Raw genomic sequence first — 16,612 nt, forward strand, 5'->3', positions numbered from 1 at the left:
TAGAAAGCGATTTCAAAATCACTCCAGAGCAACTGGAAAAAGCCATTACCCCGAAAACTAAAATGATGTGGTTCAGTTCACCGTGCAACCCGAGTGGTTCAGTGTATAACCGCGAAGAACTCGAGGCTATCGGCAAAGTCTTAGCAAAATACCCTAACATTTACATCGTTTCCGACGAAATCTACGAACACATCAATTTCTCAGGAACGTTTTGCAGCATCGCTTCCATTGCGGGACTATTCGACAGAACCATTACGGTAAACGGTGTAGCTAAAGCTTTCGCTATGACCGGCTGGAGAATCGGATATATCGGCGCTCCCGAATTTATTGCCAAAGCCTGTACCAAAATGCAAGGCCAAGTAACTTCCGGTGCCAACTCTATTGCCCAACGCGCCACAATTACTGCCGTAGAAGCCGACCCAAGTGTGTTAAACGAAATGGTTTCCGCCTTCAAAAACCGCAGAGACTTGGTGGTCGCCTTAGCCAAAGACATTCCGGGCTTCAAAATCAATGTGCCTGATGGCGCGTTTTACCTTTTCCCTGATGTTTCGGCTTATTTCGGCCAAACCTTACGCGGAAAACTAATCGCCAACGCCGACGATTTCTCCATGTATTTGCTTTCCGAAGCCAATGTAGCCACAGTAACCGGCGACGCTTTCGGAAACCCGAACTGCATCCGTTTGTCTTACGCCACCAGCGAAGAACTGCTAACCGAAGCATTCAAAAGAATCAAAGAAGCACTAGCTTAAAACATATCATGCCTCGAGGAAACTTGGGGCTTTTTTATTATTAATTAGGGCGCGCCCTTTGGGCCAGGCTTTCCACAGTACGCGGTACTTGCTCCAATCCTTCGCGCAAACCCTGCTAACTACAAACCATGACTAAAAAAATACTCCTCTTAGGCTCCGGCGAACTAGGCAAAGAATTTGTAATCGCAGCCCAACGCATCGGACAGAAAGTAATTGCTGTCGACAGTTACGAAAATGCTCCGGCCATGCAAGTCGCACACGACTTTGAAGTCATCAACATGCTCGATGGTGCCGAACTCGACCGTATCGTAGCCCAACACCAACCGGATTTTATCGTTCCCGAAATCGAAGCCATACGCACCGAACGTTTTTACGATTATGAAAAACAAGGCATCACCGTTGTGCCATCGGCCAAAGCAGCGAACTTCACTATGAACCGCAAAGCCATTCGCGATTTAGCGGCCAAAGAACTAGGCTTGAGAACCGCCAATTACCGCTACGCAACCTCAGCCGAAGAACTGCAAAAAGCAGTAGCGGAAGTCGGAATTCCTTGTGTCGTAAAACCGTTGATGAGTTCCTCCGGCAAAGGCCAATCGACCATCAAAACCGAAGCGGATATTCTAAAAGCTTGGCAATACGCCGAGGAAGGTTCACGTGGCGACATCATTGAAGTCATCGTAGAAGCCTTCGTGAATTTTCATTCCGAGATTACTTTGTTGACCGTTACTCAAAATGGCAATCCGACATTGTTCTGTGCACCCATCGGTCACCGACAAGAGCGTGGCGATTACCAAGAAAGTTGGCAACCGGCCAAGGTTTCCGACAAAGACCTTCAAGAAGCACAAGACATGGCGCGAAAAGTCACCGAAGCCTTAGGCGGAGCCGGTTTGTTTGGCGTAGAATTTTTCCTGACCGACGAAGGAGTTTATTTCTCAGAATTATCTCCAAGACCACACGATACGGGCATGGTAACCTTAGCCGGCACGCAAAACTTCAACGAATTTGAATTGCATTTGCGCGCCGTTTTGAGCTTGCCCATCTTTGAAATTACGTTGGAAAAAGCCGGAGCGAGTGCTGTAATCTTGGCCGGTGGTAATTCGACTAACCCAACCTACAGCGGAATTCCAAACGTGGCTGCTTTACCTAAAACTGATTTTCGTATCTTTGGGAAACCAAGTGCTCGTCCTTACCGCAGAATGGGAATCGTTTTAACACATGATTCGTTAGAAACTCCAATTGAAAACGTAGTAGAAAGAGCCAAAGAGACTGCAAAATTAGTAACCGTAAATTTATAATGATGAAAAAATTATTGTTAGTGGCTTTCCTTACTTTAGGAATCAACGCCCTAAATGCCCAAGAAAAAAAGCCACAAGTATTAGAAGCTTCTTGCGGACAATGCCAATTCGGAATGAAAGGCAAAGCCGGTTGTGACTTAGCCGTTCGCATTGACGGTAAAGCTTATTTCGTTGACGGAACCGATATCAATAAACACGGCGATGCCCATGCTGAAGACGGCTTTTGCTCCGCAGTGAGAAAAGCAGAAGTAGTCGGAGAAATTAAAAACGACCGTTTCGTAGCTTCCAGTTTTAAGTTACTGCCTCTAAAAAAAGAAGACCACAACAACCACGACGGTCACCAACATTAAAAACCAATCGGCCTTTCATCACTGAAAGGCCGATTTTTTTGGCGCTATTTTCGTATTTTTGAAACCATGAGCCTGATTTTAGACAATATCGCCAAACACATTTCCCTAACGCCTGAAGAAGAACAACTGTTTTTGTCTAAAACTGAAACGCGACAAGTCAAAGCCAAAACCATTTTACAAAATGCCGGTCAGGTATGCAAAAACGGCTATTTCGTGAATTCAGGTTTACTGCGCAGCTTCAGCATCAACGACAACATAGTCGAACATGTGATGAGTTTTGCTTGTGAAGGTTGGTGGATTAGCGATATGTACAGTTTGCTCTCCCAAAAACCCGGCAATCTTTTTATTGAAGTGATGGAAGATGCCGAAATTGTTATGCTTTCCAAAAAAAATCAGGAACAATTATACCACGAAATTCCAAAGTTGGAACGTTTCTTCAGAATCTTAACGGAGAATTCTTTAGTGGCCAACCAAGAGCGCTTGATGGACAACTTAAGTCTGACCGCCGAAGAACGCTATGAAAAATTCTGCAAAAAATACCCAACACTCATTCAAAAACTCCCGCAAAAGCAAATCGCCTCTTATATTGGCGTTACGCCGGAATTCTTCAGTAAAATGAAAGCGCGATTGCTGAAAAAATAAACGCAATCCTCATTCATATTGCTGATTATCGAATAACTCCGTTACTTAATTACTCAGCAACTTCAAAAATTTCTTAACCTACATTAAGTGTCTCAACTTACCCTTGATTATAAATTTGTATCATAATAATTACTAAATTTATATACTATGAAAAATACCATTTTACACAAAGCCGAAACCAGAGGACATGCCAATCATGGTTGGTTGGATGCCCACCATACGTTTAGTTTTGCGAGTTACTATAATCCCGACCGAGTACAGTTTGGTGTTTTGCGCGTATTAAACGACGACATTGTGGCCGGTGGTATGGGCTTCGGAACGCATCCGCACGACAATATGGAAATCATCACCATTCCGCTCGAAGGCGATTTGGCGCACAAAGACAGTATGGGCAACACTGAAGTTATCAAGTTTGGAGATGTACAGGTCATGAGTGCCGGAACCGGAATCCAACACAGTGAATTCAATCCGAATCACGACCGAAGAACTAACTTATTGCAAATTTGGGTCTTCCCGAAATACCGCAATGTGGAACCGCGTTACCAACAAATAACCTTGGACACCACCGACCGTCATAATAAATTCCAACTAATTCTATCTCCTAATGCCGATGATGCCGGTGTTTGGATTCACCAAGACGCTTGGTTCCACATGGGTAATTTAGACCAAGGCGTAACTTTGGACTACAGCCGTAAATTAGAAGGCAACGGATTATACGTATTTGTAATCAAAGGAAGTGTTAAAGTAGACGGACAAGACTTGGCACAACGCGATGGCTTAGGGATAACCGATTTTGAAAATGTAACTTTTGAAGCGACTTCCGATGCGGAAGTATTATTAATGGAAGTTCCAATGATTCAATAACATTAATTTTGCGACTCTGTGGCTTTGTATGATTTACTTCACGCAAGACGCAGAAACGCAAAGCAAAAAAATAAATATATGAGCGATGTACAACTTAAAATCGACGGCTCAAAAGGCTTTTTTTACCTTGAAATCGAGGGCAAGCAAGAAGCCATGATGACCTTTGTTTTTGCCGGCGAAGACAAAATTATCATCGATCATACCGAAGTCAATCCCGGTAATGAAGGCAAAGGCTTGGGCAAAAAAATGGTCACCAAGGCCGTGGAATATGCTCGCGAGAACAACCTCAAAATCATCCCGCTTTGTCCGTTTGCCAAAAGTGTATTTGACAAGGTGGCCGAATTTAGAGACGTTTTATAATTAATAGTTTATGGCAAATCTTTTAGAAAATAACGTAGAAGGCAAAATTGGCACCCAAAAATACTTGTGTTCCATTACCTGGCGCAATGGTACTTTGTTGATGGACGAACCGGAAAATGTAGGCGGACAGAATATCGGTCCCGATCCGTTTTCCACCTTTTTGGCTTCTTTAGCGGGTTGTACTTTATCGACTTTGAGAATGTACATTGACCGCAAAGGTTGGGACATTTCAGAAATTTACATTTCATTGAATTTATCTCAGGAAATCAAGGGAGAATTGATAACAACTATTACTCGTGACATTTCATTTTCGGAAAAAGTAACTCCGGAAATCAAAGAGCGATTATTACTCATTGCCGAAAAATGTCCGGTCTCGAAAATTCTGAAAAACCAAATAAAAATCGACACTAAAATCTAAAAAATATGGATCCGAACAACCTAACCAAAGAATACACCAATGGCGAAGTGACGATTGTATGGCAATCGGGCAAATGCATTCATTCAGCCCATTGCGTCAAAAACAATCCGGATGTTTTCAAACCTAAAGAAAAGCCGTGGATTACTCCCGAAGGTTCAACCACAGACAAAATTATAGAAACGATTAAAAAGTGTCCATCCGGTGCTTTAACGTATTATCTTAACCCCGAAAAATGAAAAAAATAATAGCTATTGGCGGTTCATCGAGCCGAAATTCAATCAACAAACAGTTGGCGATTTATGCCGCAAATTTATTTGAAAATGCTGCTGTCGAAGTTTTAGATTTAAACGATTACGATATGCCGGTGTTTTCGGTGGATCGTGAAAAAGAAAACGGAATTCATCCGTTAGCACAACAGTTTTATGATAAAATCGGAAGCGCCGATTGCATCGTACTTTCCTTGGCCGAACACAACGGAGCTTATTCGGCTGCTTTCAAAAACGTCTTGGATTGGGCATCCCGAATTAACGCGAAAACATTCCAACAAAAACCGATGCTCTTGTTGGCCACTTCTCCCGGAGCGCGTGGTGGTGCCACAGTATTAGACATCGCCTTAAAGCGATTTCCGTTTCAAGGCGCTGAAGTAAAAGGCAGTTTCTCGTTGCCGAGTTTCCATGAGCATTTCAAAGACGGAAAAATCGTCAACTCTGAATACGAACAAGAATTAAAACAAATAGTATCGACGATTACATTGTAAAAAAAGCCCTAACATTATGTTAGGGCTTTTTTTTATTGATAAGCTTTGTTATCAAATCGGGTGACATCGATTATTTTTTCTTCATCAACATCAAACGAAATTTCGATGCTGTCGCCCACGACTGTTATAGGCAATTCTCCTGAGACTTGTGTTGAACCCACAAATATTCGAGGATAATCTTTAATGGTAAAATAATAAAAACTATTACCGTTTTTTACATCACTTTGGATACGAGTAATGACCGATTTGATGCTTTTCTTGGCTTCTGCAGAACCGGGATTGATCTTATTCCCTGAGGAATTGTAAGCGCTTTTGAAAGCAGTCAACGTTTCTCTCATCGAGTTGCCAACCCCTACTATAGTATAATCGTTAATGGCTACCATCGCATACATTTTGACCAAACCTCCATCATCTTTCAAGGTCATCACATAAGTAGGAATATTGTTGATGTTATAAGGAATGGGTAACGAAGTCACATACCCTTTCTCCTGCACTTTCCCTTCTGCCGATTGCTGTGCAGCGTATTCAGTTGCACCACTTTGTTTGTAAAAAGTAGTTTCTTTGGTTCGTGTATCTACCAAAACAAAACCAACGGCACTTTCGTCACTGCCTACTGAAGTCAAGCCGGTGTACCAATAAGAACGGTCGTTTTTCCCGTAAACCAAGGTTAAACCTTCGGTAATTTGTAACTTATCTCGGTTAGAGAAATTCCAATAGCCATTAATCAATTCACCCCAATCGTTCAATTGTTCTTCAATGATAACAGCGGGTTGAATACGATCTACCCAAGCCGGTGTATCCGCAATTGCATATTGCTGTATCGCTCCGGTTTGGGCATCTACCACCAAAACTCCGGTGGCGTTTTTTCCGGAAAACCCGATTTCTTTTTGGTAAGTCGAAATCACCCAATACGGATTTCCGGCTTCATCAATTTCAAATACAAAATCTTCTAAACCTGTCGCGGCATAACCGTTAAAATATACATGGCGGTGGATATCGCTTTGGAAATAAGCAGCCGGCTGGTATTTTATTTTGAGTGGTTTGTTGTTGATTGTTTCCACCAATCTGACATCACGTTCGTTAGTAGCGGAAACCATCACATAGCCCGGTGTCCCTTCTGGGTTATTGAACCATTTGAAGAATCCCGAGTGCAATAATGGCGCCACCCAGAATAATTCGTTGTTGACTTTTTGAATGGAAAATCGACCCAATTGAATCTGACTTCCCAAAGCCGGTTGCGATCCGATAATTTTTTCGCCCAACAAATAAGCTAAGTTTTGGTCAACGACCCTGATTTTGTCCATTGAAATCGGAGCTATGTGTTTGGAGATTTCATTGCCTTTGCTGACTACGCCTATCATTTTTTGGTACTTCGAAGTGTGTAAAAAGGTAGCAGAAGTGATTAACGGCAGTATTGTCAAATAAGCTAAAATGATGGTCATCGCAATCAACATCCATTTTTTGGGTTTATGATTCACTATAAACTTTTTTCCTGCACTATCAGTTGTAATTCCCAAAGAAATAATAAACAAGAAAAATAAAAGGATTAAAAAGATGATTCCCACACTGTAAAAACCATAATTGAGTACGGGCATCGTTAAATAAATCAGTAAAAAGAAAAGGATCACAAAGAGTAAATACTTTTTCATAGTTTTTGGGTTTTAAGTTTGCCTATTTGACGTAAGTAAGCTTTATAAAGTTACAATTTTAATAGAGATGTTCTTTATTCCACAGTTATCCTTATTTTTGTCGTCTAATTTTATTCCAATGAAAGCATACGTATTTCCCGGTCAAGGCGCTCAATTCACCGGAATGGGCAAAGACTTATATGACAATTCGGCCATAGCCAAAGACTTATTTGAACAAGCCAATGAAATTTTAGGCTTCCGCATTACCGATATTATGTTTGAAGGCACTGCCGAAGAACTCAAAGAAACCAAAGTTACACAACCGGCGGTGTTTTTACACTCGGTGATTTTGGCTAAAACTTTAGATAATTTCAAACCCGATATGGTTGCCGGTCACTCATTAGGAGAATTTTCTGCTTTGGTAGCCAATGGTACTTTGTCTTTTGAAGACGGCTTAAAATTGGTTTCCCAACGCGCTATGGCCATGCAAAAAGCTTGCGAAATTACCCCTTCTACCATGGCGGCTGTTTTAGGTTTAGACGATAAAATAGTAGAAGACGTTTGTGCTGCTGTTGACGGCGTTGTCGTAGCGGCCAATTACAACTGTCCCGGACAATTGGTAATCTCGGGTGAGTTCTCTGCTGTGGAAAAAGCCTGTGAAGCGATGAAAGAAGCCGGAGCCAAAAGAGCCTTATTGTTACCGGTGGGCGGTGCTTTCCATTCGCCTATGATGGAACCGGCCAGAGAAGAATTAGCTGCCGCTATTGAAGCTACTACTTTCCATACTCCAAGTTGTCCGGTTTATCAAAACGTTACGGCCAGCGCAATTTCTGATGCCGATGAAATCAAGAAAAACTTAATCACCCAATTGACGGCTCCGGTAAAATGGACACAATCCGTACAACAAATGATTAAAGACGGCGCGACCAGCTTTACAGAAGTGGGTCCCGGAAAAGTATTGGTTGGCTTGGTGAATAAAATCGACCGAGAAGTCGAAACAATTTCGGCTTAATAGCATTTTCACAAAATAACAGTAAAATAAAATCCTCGTGAACCATTGATTTGCGAGGATTGTTTATTTTTGTTTATCATGAATGCAATCCATCATATTTTAAAGCAAACCGAATCGGCTAAAGTCATTGCCAACCACATTGATTATGCCTATTATTCAGCTTTGGATTTATCGGTAACCAATGAACATTTGGCTCAGCATAAACCGGCTACAGCTCAAGATTATGAGCGCTACATTCAGCAACATTTAGACAACCACCAAGCACAAATTGCCTTTGGAGGTTACAACGAAACCCGCAACTTATACCAAAGAAGTACTGTTTTCAAAAACGACAACACCGATGAGCGCAACATTCATATCGGACTGGACTTGTGGATTAACGAAGCCGCACCGATTTATGCTGCTTTAGACGGCAAAATTCACAGTTTTCAGAATAATGATGCTTTAGGTGATTACGGGCCGACCATTATTTTGCATCATATAATTGACGGATTTACTTTTCACACTTTATACGGTCATTTGAGTTTGGATAGTTTAAATGAGAAAAAAGTAGGTACCTTTGTAAAGAAAGGTCAACAAATTGCCTCTTTAGGCTTACCGCCAATTAACGGTGATTACGCACCGCATTTGCATTTTCAAATCATCATTGATATGGAAAACAAGACCGGTGATTATCCCGGCGTATGTAGTTCAAAAACCTTGGCATTTTATTTGCAGAATTGTCCTGATCCCAATTTATTATTAAAAATTAAATAAAATAAACATGAAAAAAATTGTTTTGTCCTTAGCCTTAATGGCTTTGTTGACTTCGTGTAAAAACGAAACCCAAGAAAAATTAGACGCGGCCAAAGATGCTTTAAAAGAAGAAGTGAACGAAACCATTGATTCCGCTGCCATAAAAGCCGACATCAAAATCGATTCGATAAAAGAAAAAACCAAAGCTAAGATTGACAGCGCCAAATTAAAAAGCGCAAAAAAAATGGAAGAAGCCGCTAAAAAATTAAAAGAATCGGTAGAAAAATAAACTAAAATCCCATGTGAAAGCGTGGGATTTTTTTAATTCCTTTTATAGTTGGTGATAAAAACACCTAAAATAATCAACACCGTAGCAATCAGAAAGTCGGACGTGATGACCTCGTCCAACAACAACCAGCCCAAAAATACGGCAATGGCTGTATTGAAATAATTCAACACCGTAATTTGAATAGCCGATACTCGTTTGAGCGCATAATGGTAAGCAAAAAAAGCAATCACCGACCCAAAAACCGAAAGGTATAGCGTAGCTCCGATACTGCGAGCACTCCATGTTGTAAAATCTACATTTGGATTCAAGAGTAAAGCCAAAACGAACTGCACTATAGCTGCAATGGAAAACTGATAAAATAAATTCAGTGCGATGTTATTGGACTTGTGCGTATGGATTTTGGTATAAATCGTTCCGATCGACCAAGCTAAAATAGCTATGCTGAGGAACAATACACCGGTCTTATAGTTTGGGTCTAAAATATCCCCTAAACCATCTCGAAAAATAAAAACTACACCTAAAAAACCTATCAATACCCCTATAAATCCTTTGAGCGATGGTTTTTGTATTCCGCCTACAGTTCCGCCCAAAAAAACCACTAAAGGAGACAACGCACTTAAAATGGAAGTTAAGCCACTGGGCAAAGTTTTTTCGGCTATAGTAGTGAATCCGTTGGCCACGACTATCATTAAAATAGCGGGAATAAATTGGAGTTTGAAGTTTTCCCATCCAATCCACGCCAACTGTTTTTTATACATTAAAATAGCCAATACTATCAAAGCGGCTAAACCTTGTCGGCTTGAAGTGATGTACCATTCCGGTATGGTTTCAACGGCTACGCGAATGCCCAAATAAGTCGTACCCCAAACTACCGCAACTATAATTAAGCAGAAAAGTAGTTTGAAATCGGTTTTTGGCGTCATTAAATTAGTGGATTAGAAGCGGTTTTAGCTTCTGATTTTTTGTTCCCATTTCCAAGCAGAAGCCAAACTTTCTTCCAGAGTCAATTCGGCTTTCCAACCCAAAACAGTATTGGCTTTATCAGTATTGGCATAAGCCGATGTAATATCGCCTTCCCTTCTGCCCACTATTTGATACGGTAATTTTTTTCCGGATACCTTTTCAAAAGCCTGAATTACTTCTAAAACAGAACTTCCGGTTCCGGTGCCTAAATTGAAAGTTTCTACTTTTTCTAAGTTTTGCTTGTTCAGTAATCGTTGTAAAGCCACCACATGGGCTTTAGCTAAATCAACAACGTGTATGTAATCGCGAATCGCAGTACCGTCAGGCGTTGGATAATCATCTCCATACACTGAAAGTTGTTGGCGTAAACCCATACCGGTTTGGGTAATAAACGGTACTAAATTTTGCGGAACACCGTTAGGCAATTCGCCTATTTCGGTACTAGGATGCGCTCCAACCGGATTAAAATAGCGCAATAAAATGGAGTTGATATTGGTAACCTTAGCCGTATCAGTGATAATTTCTTCACCAATTTGCTTGGTATTTCCGTATGGTGACATGGCCGGTTGTATTGAAGCATCTTCGGTTATTGGCATTTTTTCGGCCTGACCATAAACCGTACAAGAAGAACTGAAAATAAAGTTAGCAACAGGCAATTGTGACAATTCCTGAAGTATATACACCAAAGTATTCAGGTTGTTTTCGTAATACAACAACGGATTTTCAACACTTTCACCCACTGCTTTAGAAGCTGCAAAATGGATTACCCCAACCACATCACTGTGTTGGGCAAAAAACTGTTGTACAGCGGCTTTTTCTCTTAAATCTAATTTTTCGAATAATGGTTTTTTGCCAATGATTCGCTCAATACCATCTAAAACATTGATAGAAGAGTTGGATAAATTATCAATAATTAGGGGTTCAAAACCTGCATTAAACAATTCAACTACGGTGTGAGAACCAATAAAACCTAATCCGCCGGTTACTAAAACTTTTTTCATAATTAATTGAAGAATTCTAAAACACTGTCTGTTATGTATTGGATTTGCTCGTCATCGAGTTCGGTATGCATTGGTAATGAAATCACCTCTTTAACCAACTGATTGGTTACCGGAAAATCTTCTTCTTTGTAGCGAGCATCGGCATAAGCTTTCTGACTGTGCAGCGGAATCGGATAATAGATGGCGCACGGAATACCTTTAGCCAACAAATGTTCCATCAAACCATTGCGGTCACCGTTGATAATTCTCAAAGTATATTGATGGAAAACGTGGCAATCACAAATGTCGCAAATAGTAGGCGCAATGATATTTTTGTGACCTTCAAAGGCTGCTGAATATTTACGGGCCGCAACTTGACGTGCTTTTCCGTAGGCATCCAAGAAAGGTAATTTGGCTTTTAAAACGCCGGCTTGGATACTGTCTAAACGCGAATTTACGCCTACCACATCATGGTGGTATCGCACATACATTCCGTGATTAACAATTCCTCTTATTTTGTGAGCCAATGCATCATCATTGGTAAAAATAGCCCCGCCATCGCCATAACAACCTAAGTTTTTAGACGGAAAGAAAGACGTTGAAGCCACGTGTCCGATGGTTCCGGCTTTCTTTTTAGTACCATCTGATAATTTACAATTGGCGCCAATCGCTTGGGCATTGTCTTCAATTACATATAAATTGTGTTCTTTGGCAATGGCCATAATCGCTTCCATATTCGCTGCTCGTCCGAACAAATGTACCGGTACAATCGCTTTGGTTTTTGGTGTAATCGCTTTTTTTATCGCTTCGATGGAAATATTCATATTCACTACATCTACATCAACCAAAACCGGAGTTAACTGAAGCAAGGCAATTACTTCAACCGTAGCCGCAAAAGTAAAATCGGCTGTGATAACCTCATCGCCGGGTTTTAAATCCAAGCCCATCATCGCGATTTGCAAAGCATCGGTTCCGTTGGCACAAGGAATCACGTGTTTAACATCTAAATATTCCTCTAAATCTTTTTGAAATTCATGAACCAACGGTCCGTTAATGTAAGTGGTTGTATCTAAAACTTCTTGAATGGAAGCATTAACGGTATCTTTAATTTTATCATATTGACTTTTCAAGTCAACCATCTGAATTTTTCTCATATTGTAAAAAATTATGCGTAGCAAAAGTAAGAAATTCTGAAGTAGAATATCCTATTCGATAAAAGAAACGTATTTTAGCGCATCAAATTTTTCGGAATGTATTTTTTGTACCATTTAATCCTGCTTTTAGCTGCTGCAACCGTTAAAATTTTGGCGTTTTTCAGTCCGAAAATGAAGCTATTTGTGGATGGTCGAAAAACTGTTTTCTGTTCTTTATCCGAAAAAATCCACCCGAACGATAAAACCATTTGGTTCCACGCCGCTTCCTTGGGCGAATACGAGCAAGGATTGCCTGTTATGGAAAAAATTAAAACCGAATATCCCAACCATAAAATAGTGTTGACCTTTTTTTCGCCTTCGGGTTATGAAGTCAGAAAAAACAATACTGTCGCCGATGTTACGGTTTACTTGCCTTTGGATACCGCTTATAATGCCAAAAAATTTGTACAGTTAGTAAAGCCCGAATTGGTGTTTTTTATCAAGTATGAATTTTGGCCGAATTACCTAAAAGTTTTGCAAAAAGCCGGCATCAAAACCTATTTGATTTCGGGAATCTTTAGAGAAAAACAAGCTTTTTTTAAATGGTATGGTGGTTTCTACAGAAAGGCCTTGAAAACTTTTGACTACTTTTTTGTACAAAACGAAAGCTCCAAAAAACTATTGCAAAGTATTGGTTATCAAAATGTAAAAATCTCAGGAGATACCCGATTTGACAGAGTAGTTGCCATATTGGAACGCGATAATACTTTGGACTTTATAGAAGCATTTAAAAACCAAAAAACGACTATAGTTATTGGAAGTTCATGGCCGAAAGATGAAAGTTTGCTGGTAAATTTCATCAACCAATCAAACGATGATGTGAAGTTTATCATCGCCCCGCACAATATCAAGACAGAGCAAATTTCAAATCTCCGATCTCAACTTTCGAAATCAACTGTTTTGTTTTCTGAAAAAGCGTACAAAAACTTAACTGAATACCAAGTTTTCATTATCGACACTATCGGTATACTGACTAAGATTTACAGCTATGCTGATATTGCTTATGTGGGTGGCGGATTTGGACATCCGGGTGTTCACAATATTTTGGAACCGGCCACTTTTGGCCTTCCGATAGTGATTGGTCCGAATTACAGCCATTTTGCCGAAGCCACGGCCTTAGTCAATATGGAAGGTTGTATATCAGTCACTACTCAAGAGCAACTAAACGATGCCTTCAACAATTTGATTATGAATACTGATATCCGCCACGAAAAAGGACACATTTGCGAGACATTTGTCCAAATGAACAAAGGAGCGACTGCTGTAATTTTCAATCACCTTTGTAACAAATAAATTTTTTAACAAACAAACCCTTCAAATACACAAACAAATGAGACATATGAAATACCTTAAACTGCTGCTCCTGTTTATTGTTGTACAAGTTCAGGCACAACAAGGCGGCATGTGGATTCCTTCGTTATTGAAAGGAATGAACGAAAGCGAAATGAAAAACTTAGGCATGAAAATTTCTGCTGAAGACATCTATTCGGTTAATCAATCCAGTTTAAAAGATGCCGTACCTCATTTTGACGGCGGTTGTACCGCTGAAGTGATTTCGGACAAAGGCCTGATTTTAACCAATCACCACTGTGGTTATGACAACATACAGAGCCATTCTACCGTTGAAAACGATTACCTGACCAATGGTTTTTGGGCTTACAAAATGGAAGAAGAATTGCCCAACAAAGATTTATTCGTAACCTTTATTGTTCGCATTGAAGATGTGACTGTGAAAGTATTAGAAGGTACTGCCGGTATTTCTTCAGAAAGCGACAAACAGAAAAAAATCCAGGAAAACATCAGTTTGTTACATAAAACATTGCCAAAAGAATCTTGGCAAGAAAACAGCATCAGGACGTTTTTTGACGGCAACCAATACGTATTATTTGTAACCGAAACATTTCGTGATGTACGTTTGGTTGGCGCACCACCAAGTTCAATTGGAAAATTTGGTTCCGATACTGATAACTGGGTTTGGCCCCGTCATACAGGCGATTTTTCTTTGTTCAGAATTTATGCAGATAAAAATAACAAACCGGCTGCTTATTCTAAAGACAATGTACCATACAAACCAAAACACTTTTTTCCGATTTCTTTGAAAGGATTGAAGGAAAACGACTTTACGATGGTAATGGGCTATCCAGGAAGAACTCAGGAATACCTGCCTGCAGTAGCGGTAGAACAGATTGTTAACACCCTTAATCCGGCTAAAGTAGCCATCCGTGATGCAACGTTAAAAGTGCAAAACGAGTTTATGCGCAAAGACAAAGCCATTAAAATTCAGTATGCTTCCAAAAACGCCAGCATTGCCAACTCTTGGAAAAAATGGATGGGCGAAACCAAAGGACTGAAAAAAGCCAATGCCGTTGGTATGAAGAAACAATTTGAAGCTGATTTCCAACAAAAAGTCAATGCAGCAGGTAAACAAGCGGAATACGGTAACTTACTAGCCGATTTTGAAAAGAACTATACCGAAATTCAGGAATATGCTTTAGCACGTGATATATTCAGTGAAATCGCCCTTCGCAATACTGAGATTTTGAGTTTGGGTTACAAATTGTACCAATTGGAACAAATTTACAATACCAAAGGCGAACAATCGTTCAACGACCGCAGAAACAATTTAATTACCGGTTTAGGTGATTTTTACAAAGATTTTAATGCTAAAGTTGACGAAAAAGTATTTGAGCAGTTAATTGCCATTTATACCGAAAAATACCCGAAAGCCTTTCTACCGGTGGATTTTGAAAAGGTAAGTGCGTCCAATTTAGCTGCCGAAGTGTTCAGTAAATCGCAATTGGTTAGTTACGATAAAATCAAAGAATTGCTTACCGGAGAAAGCAAAGCCGTTTTGGAAAAATTAAATAACGATAGTGGCTTTCAAGTGATCAAAGCCATGGCCGAAAGTCATTTAAAAAAAGTAGCGCCAAAATACGATGAAATTAATCTAAGGAATATCGCCACCCAAAGAACTTATATGAAAGCTATTCTGGAATTGAGTCCGAAATCGGCTCGGATATTCCCCGATGCCAATAGTACATTGAGAGTAACCTATGGTAAAATTAAAGGTTACAAACCAAATGATGCTGTAGTTTACGAACCGTTTACTTATTTGGATGGCGTTATGGAAAAATACATTCCGGGCGATTATGAATTTGATGTACCTCAAAAATTAATTGATTTGTATAACGCCAAAGATTACGGAAAATACAGTGTAAAAGGGAAAATGCCGGTGGCCTTTATTGCAACCAATCATACTACCGGTGGTAATTCCGGTAGTCCGGCTCTTGATGCTAACGGTAATTTGATTGGCTTGAACTTCGATAGGGTTTGGGAAGGAACGATGAGTGATATTTATTACTCGCCTGAAATCTGCCGAAATATTATGGTAGATTTACGATATGTATTGTTTATTGTTGACAAATTTGCCGGTGCTAAAAATCTGATTGAGGAAATGAAAATAATTTACCCTAAAGAAAGAAAATAATTTTAACAAATATTTTAGTTTTGGCACGATTGTTGTTAAATGAAAAACCGGAAGTTAAAGAGGAATTTTAAAAAAAGTTAAATAAAAGTTTTTCCGAATAAAAAAATTTATATCTTTGCTCCGAATTAATAATTAACCTTTTATAATTAAGTAAGATGAAAAAAGTATTTTTAAGTTTAGCTGTTGTTGCTACATTAACTGTAGTTTCTTGTAAACAAGCTGACGCTGCTGCTGAGCCAGCTGCTGACACAACTGCTGTTGAAGCTGTTGATACTACTGCTGCTGTTGACACAACTGCTGCTGACACAACTGCTGCTGACACAACTGCTGCTCCAGCTAAGTAATTTTAAATTACAGAAAGAATCAAAGCCACGCTATGCGTGGCTTTTCTTTTTGAATTATTTTACAACTTTAATTTTCTGAAAAAATAGTATCTCCCGTTGAAAAATCTAAAATCTCAGCTTTATGGGCATACTTTATGATTTCATCTATTCCCTTTTGCATCATCAGCTCTGTAGCATATTTTCTGCTTATGGCGAAAACTTTATCGCCTTTCATTAGTTTAAAGAAACATTTTCCTTTTGCTGTCTTGAATCTTAAAAATAAATACTCTTCAATAGCAGCTTTGAACAACTCAATTGCTTCCTCGCACTCAAATCGCAATTCATAGTTGATGCTGGTAAAAATCGGCTTCCCTTTTCTGGAAACAAATTCAAATTTATAGTCGTCACTCAGGCGTTTACTAATTACAAAAGTACCCATTGAAATTTAAAAAGAGATTAAAACAAAAAAGCCTCTAACTATGTTAGAGGCTTTTGTACTCAGAGCGGGACTTGAACCCGCACGAACATTGCTGTTCACTGGATTTTAAGTCCAGCGTGTCTACCAAT

At 39.7% G+C, this 16,612-nt stretch carries 20 protein-coding genes; 15 read left to right on the top strand and 5 right to left on the bottom strand.

Annotated elements, in window-relative coordinates:
- The 9 genes from ACIQ32_RS07940 to ACIQ32_RS07980 all read left to right on the top strand — a co-directional run.
- A partial coding sequence (locus ACIQ32_RS07940; RefSeq protein WP_396195150.1) for an aminotransferase class I/II-fold pyridoxal phosphate-dependent enzyme occupies positions 1-749 on the top strand: 749 nt, incomplete at its 5' end.
- A gap of 128 nt (positions 750-877) precedes the next feature.
- Positions 878-2,044: a formate-dependent phosphoribosylglycinamide formyltransferase gene (gene purT / locus ACIQ32_RS07945; protein WP_396195151.1), complete on the top strand. Its 1,167-nt coding sequence runs from the start codon at positions 878-880 to the stop codon at positions 2,042-2,044.
- 2 nt (positions 2,045-2,046) lie between these two features.
- Positions 2,047-2,394, top strand: coding sequence for a DUF6370 family protein (locus ACIQ32_RS07950; protein WP_396195152.1), 348 nt, complete (start codon positions 2,047-2,049; stop codon positions 2,392-2,394).
- Between the two features lie 66 nt (positions 2,395-2,460).
- Entirely contained in the window at positions 2,461-3,036 is a 576-nt protein-coding gene (locus ACIQ32_RS07955; protein WP_396195153.1) for a Crp/Fnr family transcriptional regulator, read from the top strand.
- A 147-nt stretch (positions 3,037-3,183) separates the two neighbouring features.
- Positions 3,184-3,900 carry a pirin family protein gene (locus ACIQ32_RS07960; RefSeq protein ID WP_396195154.1) on the top strand — a complete coding sequence of 239 codons (717 nt, stop codon included), beginning with the start codon at positions 3,184-3,186 and terminating at the stop codon, positions 3,898-3,900.
- Between the two features lie 24 nt (positions 3,901-3,924).
- Positions 3,925-4,260 carry a GNAT family N-acetyltransferase gene (locus ACIQ32_RS07965; protein ID WP_396195155.1) on the top strand — a complete coding sequence of 112 codons (336 nt, stop codon included), beginning with the start codon at positions 3,925-3,927 and terminating at the stop codon, positions 4,258-4,260.
- Positions 4,261-4,270: 10 nt separating this feature from the next.
- On the top strand, positions 4,271-4,678 hold the full coding sequence (locus tag ACIQ32_RS07970) for an OsmC family protein (protein ID WP_396195156.1): 408 nt from the start codon (positions 4,271-4,273) through the stop codon (positions 4,676-4,678).
- Positions 4,679-4,683: 5 nt separating this feature from the next.
- Entirely contained in the window at positions 4,684-4,914 is a 231-nt protein-coding gene (locus tag ACIQ32_RS07975; protein ID WP_396195157.1) for a (4Fe-4S)-binding protein, read from the top strand.
- A complete protein-coding gene (locus ACIQ32_RS07980) occupies positions 4,911-5,435 on the top strand; it encodes an NADPH-dependent FMN reductase (protein WP_396195158.1) in 525 nt (174 codons plus the stop codon). Before ACIQ32_RS07975 ends, ACIQ32_RS07980 begins: the two co-directional genes overlap by 4 nt.
- A 32-nt stretch (positions 5,436-5,467) precedes the next feature.
- On the opposite strand, the gene ACIQ32_RS07985 is transcribed toward ACIQ32_RS07980, so the two are convergent.
- Complete coding sequence (locus tag ACIQ32_RS07985; RefSeq protein ID WP_396195159.1) at positions 5,468-7,084, bottom strand: hypothetical protein; 1,617 nt, start codon at positions 7,082-7,084, stop codon at positions 5,468-5,470.
- A 118-nt stretch (positions 7,085-7,202) separates the two neighbouring features.
- Here ACIQ32_RS07985 and fabD point away from each other — a divergent pair, with 118 nt between their 5' ends.
- From fabD to ACIQ32_RS08000, 3 genes are all read left to right on the top strand, one after another.
- Positions 7,203-8,075, top strand: coding sequence for an ACP S-malonyltransferase (gene fabD, locus ACIQ32_RS07990; protein WP_396195160.1), 873 nt, complete (start codon positions 7,203-7,205; stop codon positions 8,073-8,075).
- A 78-nt stretch (positions 8,076-8,153) separates the two neighbouring features.
- Positions 8,154-8,831 carry a peptidoglycan DD-metalloendopeptidase family protein gene (locus tag ACIQ32_RS07995; protein WP_396195161.1) on the top strand — a complete coding sequence of 226 codons (678 nt, stop codon included), beginning with the start codon at positions 8,154-8,156 and terminating at the stop codon, positions 8,829-8,831.
- A gap of 7 nt (positions 8,832-8,838) precedes the next feature.
- Positions 8,839-9,099 carry a hypothetical protein gene (locus tag ACIQ32_RS08000; protein ID WP_396195162.1) on the top strand — a complete coding sequence of 87 codons (261 nt, stop codon included), beginning with the start codon at positions 8,839-8,841 and terminating at the stop codon, positions 9,097-9,099.
- A 32-nt stretch (positions 9,100-9,131) separates the two neighbouring features.
- On the opposite strand, the gene ACIQ32_RS08005 is transcribed toward ACIQ32_RS08000, so the two are convergent.
- The 3 genes from ACIQ32_RS08005 to ACIQ32_RS08015 are packed head-to-tail and all read right to left on the bottom strand — an operon-like array spanning position 9,132 to position 12,196.
- Positions 9,132-10,022: a DMT family transporter gene (locus tag ACIQ32_RS08005; RefSeq protein ID WP_396195163.1), complete on the bottom strand. Its 891-nt coding sequence runs from the start codon at positions 10,020-10,022 to the stop codon at positions 9,132-9,134.
- 24 nt (positions 10,023-10,046) lie between these two features.
- Positions 10,047-11,063: a UDP-glucose 4-epimerase GalE gene (gene galE / locus ACIQ32_RS08010; RefSeq protein WP_396195164.1), complete on the bottom strand. Its 1,017-nt coding sequence runs from the start codon at positions 11,061-11,063 to the stop codon at positions 10,047-10,049.
- Positions 11,064-11,065: 2 nt separating this feature from the next.
- Entirely contained in the window at positions 11,066-12,196 is a 1,131-nt protein-coding gene (locus ACIQ32_RS08015; protein WP_396195165.1) for a DegT/DnrJ/EryC1/StrS family aminotransferase, read from the bottom strand.
- Between the two features lie 96 nt (positions 12,197-12,292).
- Between ACIQ32_RS08015 and ACIQ32_RS08020 the strand changes: the two genes are divergently transcribed.
- The 3 genes from ACIQ32_RS08020 (at position 12,293) to ACIQ32_RS08030 (ending at position 16,066) form a co-directional block, all read left to right on the top strand.
- Positions 12,293-13,528 (top strand): 3-deoxy-D-manno-octulosonic acid transferase, encoded by a 1,236-nt coding sequence (locus tag ACIQ32_RS08020; RefSeq protein ID WP_396195166.1) that lies wholly within the window; start codon positions 12,293-12,295, stop codon positions 13,526-13,528.
- Between the two features lie 46 nt (positions 13,529-13,574).
- Positions 13,575-15,722, top strand: coding sequence for a S46 family peptidase (locus tag ACIQ32_RS08025; protein ID WP_396195167.1), 2,148 nt, complete (start codon positions 13,575-13,577; stop codon positions 15,720-15,722).
- Positions 15,723-15,877: 155 nt separating this feature from the next.
- The gene (locus ACIQ32_RS08030) at positions 15,878-16,066 is read left to right on the top strand and encodes a hypothetical protein (RefSeq protein WP_396195168.1); all 189 of its coding nucleotides are present in this window, start codon (positions 15,878-15,880) and stop codon (positions 16,064-16,066) included.
- A 67-nt stretch (positions 16,067-16,133) separates the two neighbouring features.
- On the opposite strand, the gene ACIQ32_RS08035 is transcribed toward ACIQ32_RS08030, so the two are convergent.
- The gene (locus ACIQ32_RS08035) at positions 16,134-16,484 is read right to left on the bottom strand and encodes a DUF1508 domain-containing protein (protein WP_396195169.1); all 351 of its coding nucleotides are present in this window, start codon (positions 16,482-16,484) and stop codon (positions 16,134-16,136) included.
- Between the last annotated feature and the right edge of the window lie 128 nt (positions 16,485-16,612).

The organism is Flavobacterium sp., from assembly GCF_044373165.1.
Taxonomy (GTDB): Bacteria; Bacteroidota; Bacteroidia; order Flavobacteriales; family Flavobacteriaceae; genus Flavobacterium.

Bases quoted from the DNA above. Each gene is read 5' to 3' on its own strand.
- ACIQ32_RS08025 (WP_396195167.1), top strand. From the start codon at position 13,575: ATGAAATACCTTAAACTGCTGCTCCTGTTTATTGTTGTACAAGTTCAG.
- ACIQ32_RS08020 (WP_396195166.1), top strand. From the start codon at position 12,293: ATGTATTTTTTGTACCATTTAATCCTGCTTTTAGCTGCTGCAACCGTT.
- galE (WP_396195164.1), bottom strand. From the start codon at position 11,063: ATGAAAAAAGTTTTAGTAACCGGCGGATTAGGTTTTATTGGTTCTCAC.
- fabD (WP_396195160.1), top strand. From the start codon at position 7,203: ATGAAAGCATACGTATTTCCCGGTCAAGGCGCTCAATTCACCGGAATG.
- ACIQ32_RS08000 (WP_396195162.1), top strand. From the start codon at position 8,839: ATGAAAAAAATTGTTTTGTCCTTAGCCTTAATGGCTTTGTTGACTTCG.
- ACIQ32_RS08005 (WP_396195163.1), bottom strand. From the start codon at position 10,022: ATGACGCCAAAAACCGATTTCAAACTACTTTTCTGCTTAATTATAGTT.
- ACIQ32_RS07985 (WP_396195159.1), bottom strand. From the start codon at position 7,084: ATGAAAAAGTATTTACTCTTTGTGATCCTTTTCTTTTTACTGATTTAT.
- ACIQ32_RS07995 (WP_396195161.1), top strand. From the start codon at position 8,154: ATGAATGCAATCCATCATATTTTAAAGCAAACCGAATCGGCTAAAGTC.
- ACIQ32_RS08030 (WP_396195168.1), top strand. From the start codon at position 15,878: ATGAAAAAAGTATTTTTAAGTTTAGCTGTTGTTGCTACATTAACTGTA.
- ACIQ32_RS07955 (WP_396195153.1), top strand. From the start codon at position 2,461: ATGAGCCTGATTTTAGACAATATCGCCAAACACATTTCCCTAACGCCT.
- ACIQ32_RS08035 (WP_396195169.1), bottom strand. From the start codon at position 16,484: ATGGGTACTTTTGTAATTAGTAAACGCCTGAGTGACGACTATAAATTT.
- ACIQ32_RS08015 (WP_396195165.1), bottom strand. From the start codon at position 12,196: ATGAGAAAAATTCAGATGGTTGACTTGAAAAGTCAATATGATAAAATT.
- ACIQ32_RS07975 (WP_396195157.1), top strand. From the start codon at position 4,684: ATGGATCCGAACAACCTAACCAAAGAATACACCAATGGCGAAGTGACG.
- ACIQ32_RS07960 (WP_396195154.1), top strand. From the start codon at position 3,184: ATGAAAAATACCATTTTACACAAAGCCGAAACCAGAGGACATGCCAAT.
- ACIQ32_RS07980 (WP_396195158.1), top strand. From the start codon at position 4,911: ATGAAAAAAATAATAGCTATTGGCGGTTCATCGAGCCGAAATTCAATC.
- ACIQ32_RS07970 (WP_396195156.1), top strand. From the start codon at position 4,271: ATGGCAAATCTTTTAGAAAATAACGTAGAAGGCAAAATTGGCACCCAA.
- ACIQ32_RS07950 (WP_396195152.1), top strand. From the start codon at position 2,047: ATGAAAAAATTATTGTTAGTGGCTTTCCTTACTTTAGGAATCAACGCC.
- purT (WP_396195151.1), top strand. From the start codon at position 878: ATGACTAAAAAAATACTCCTCTTAGGCTCCGGCGAACTAGGCAAAGAA.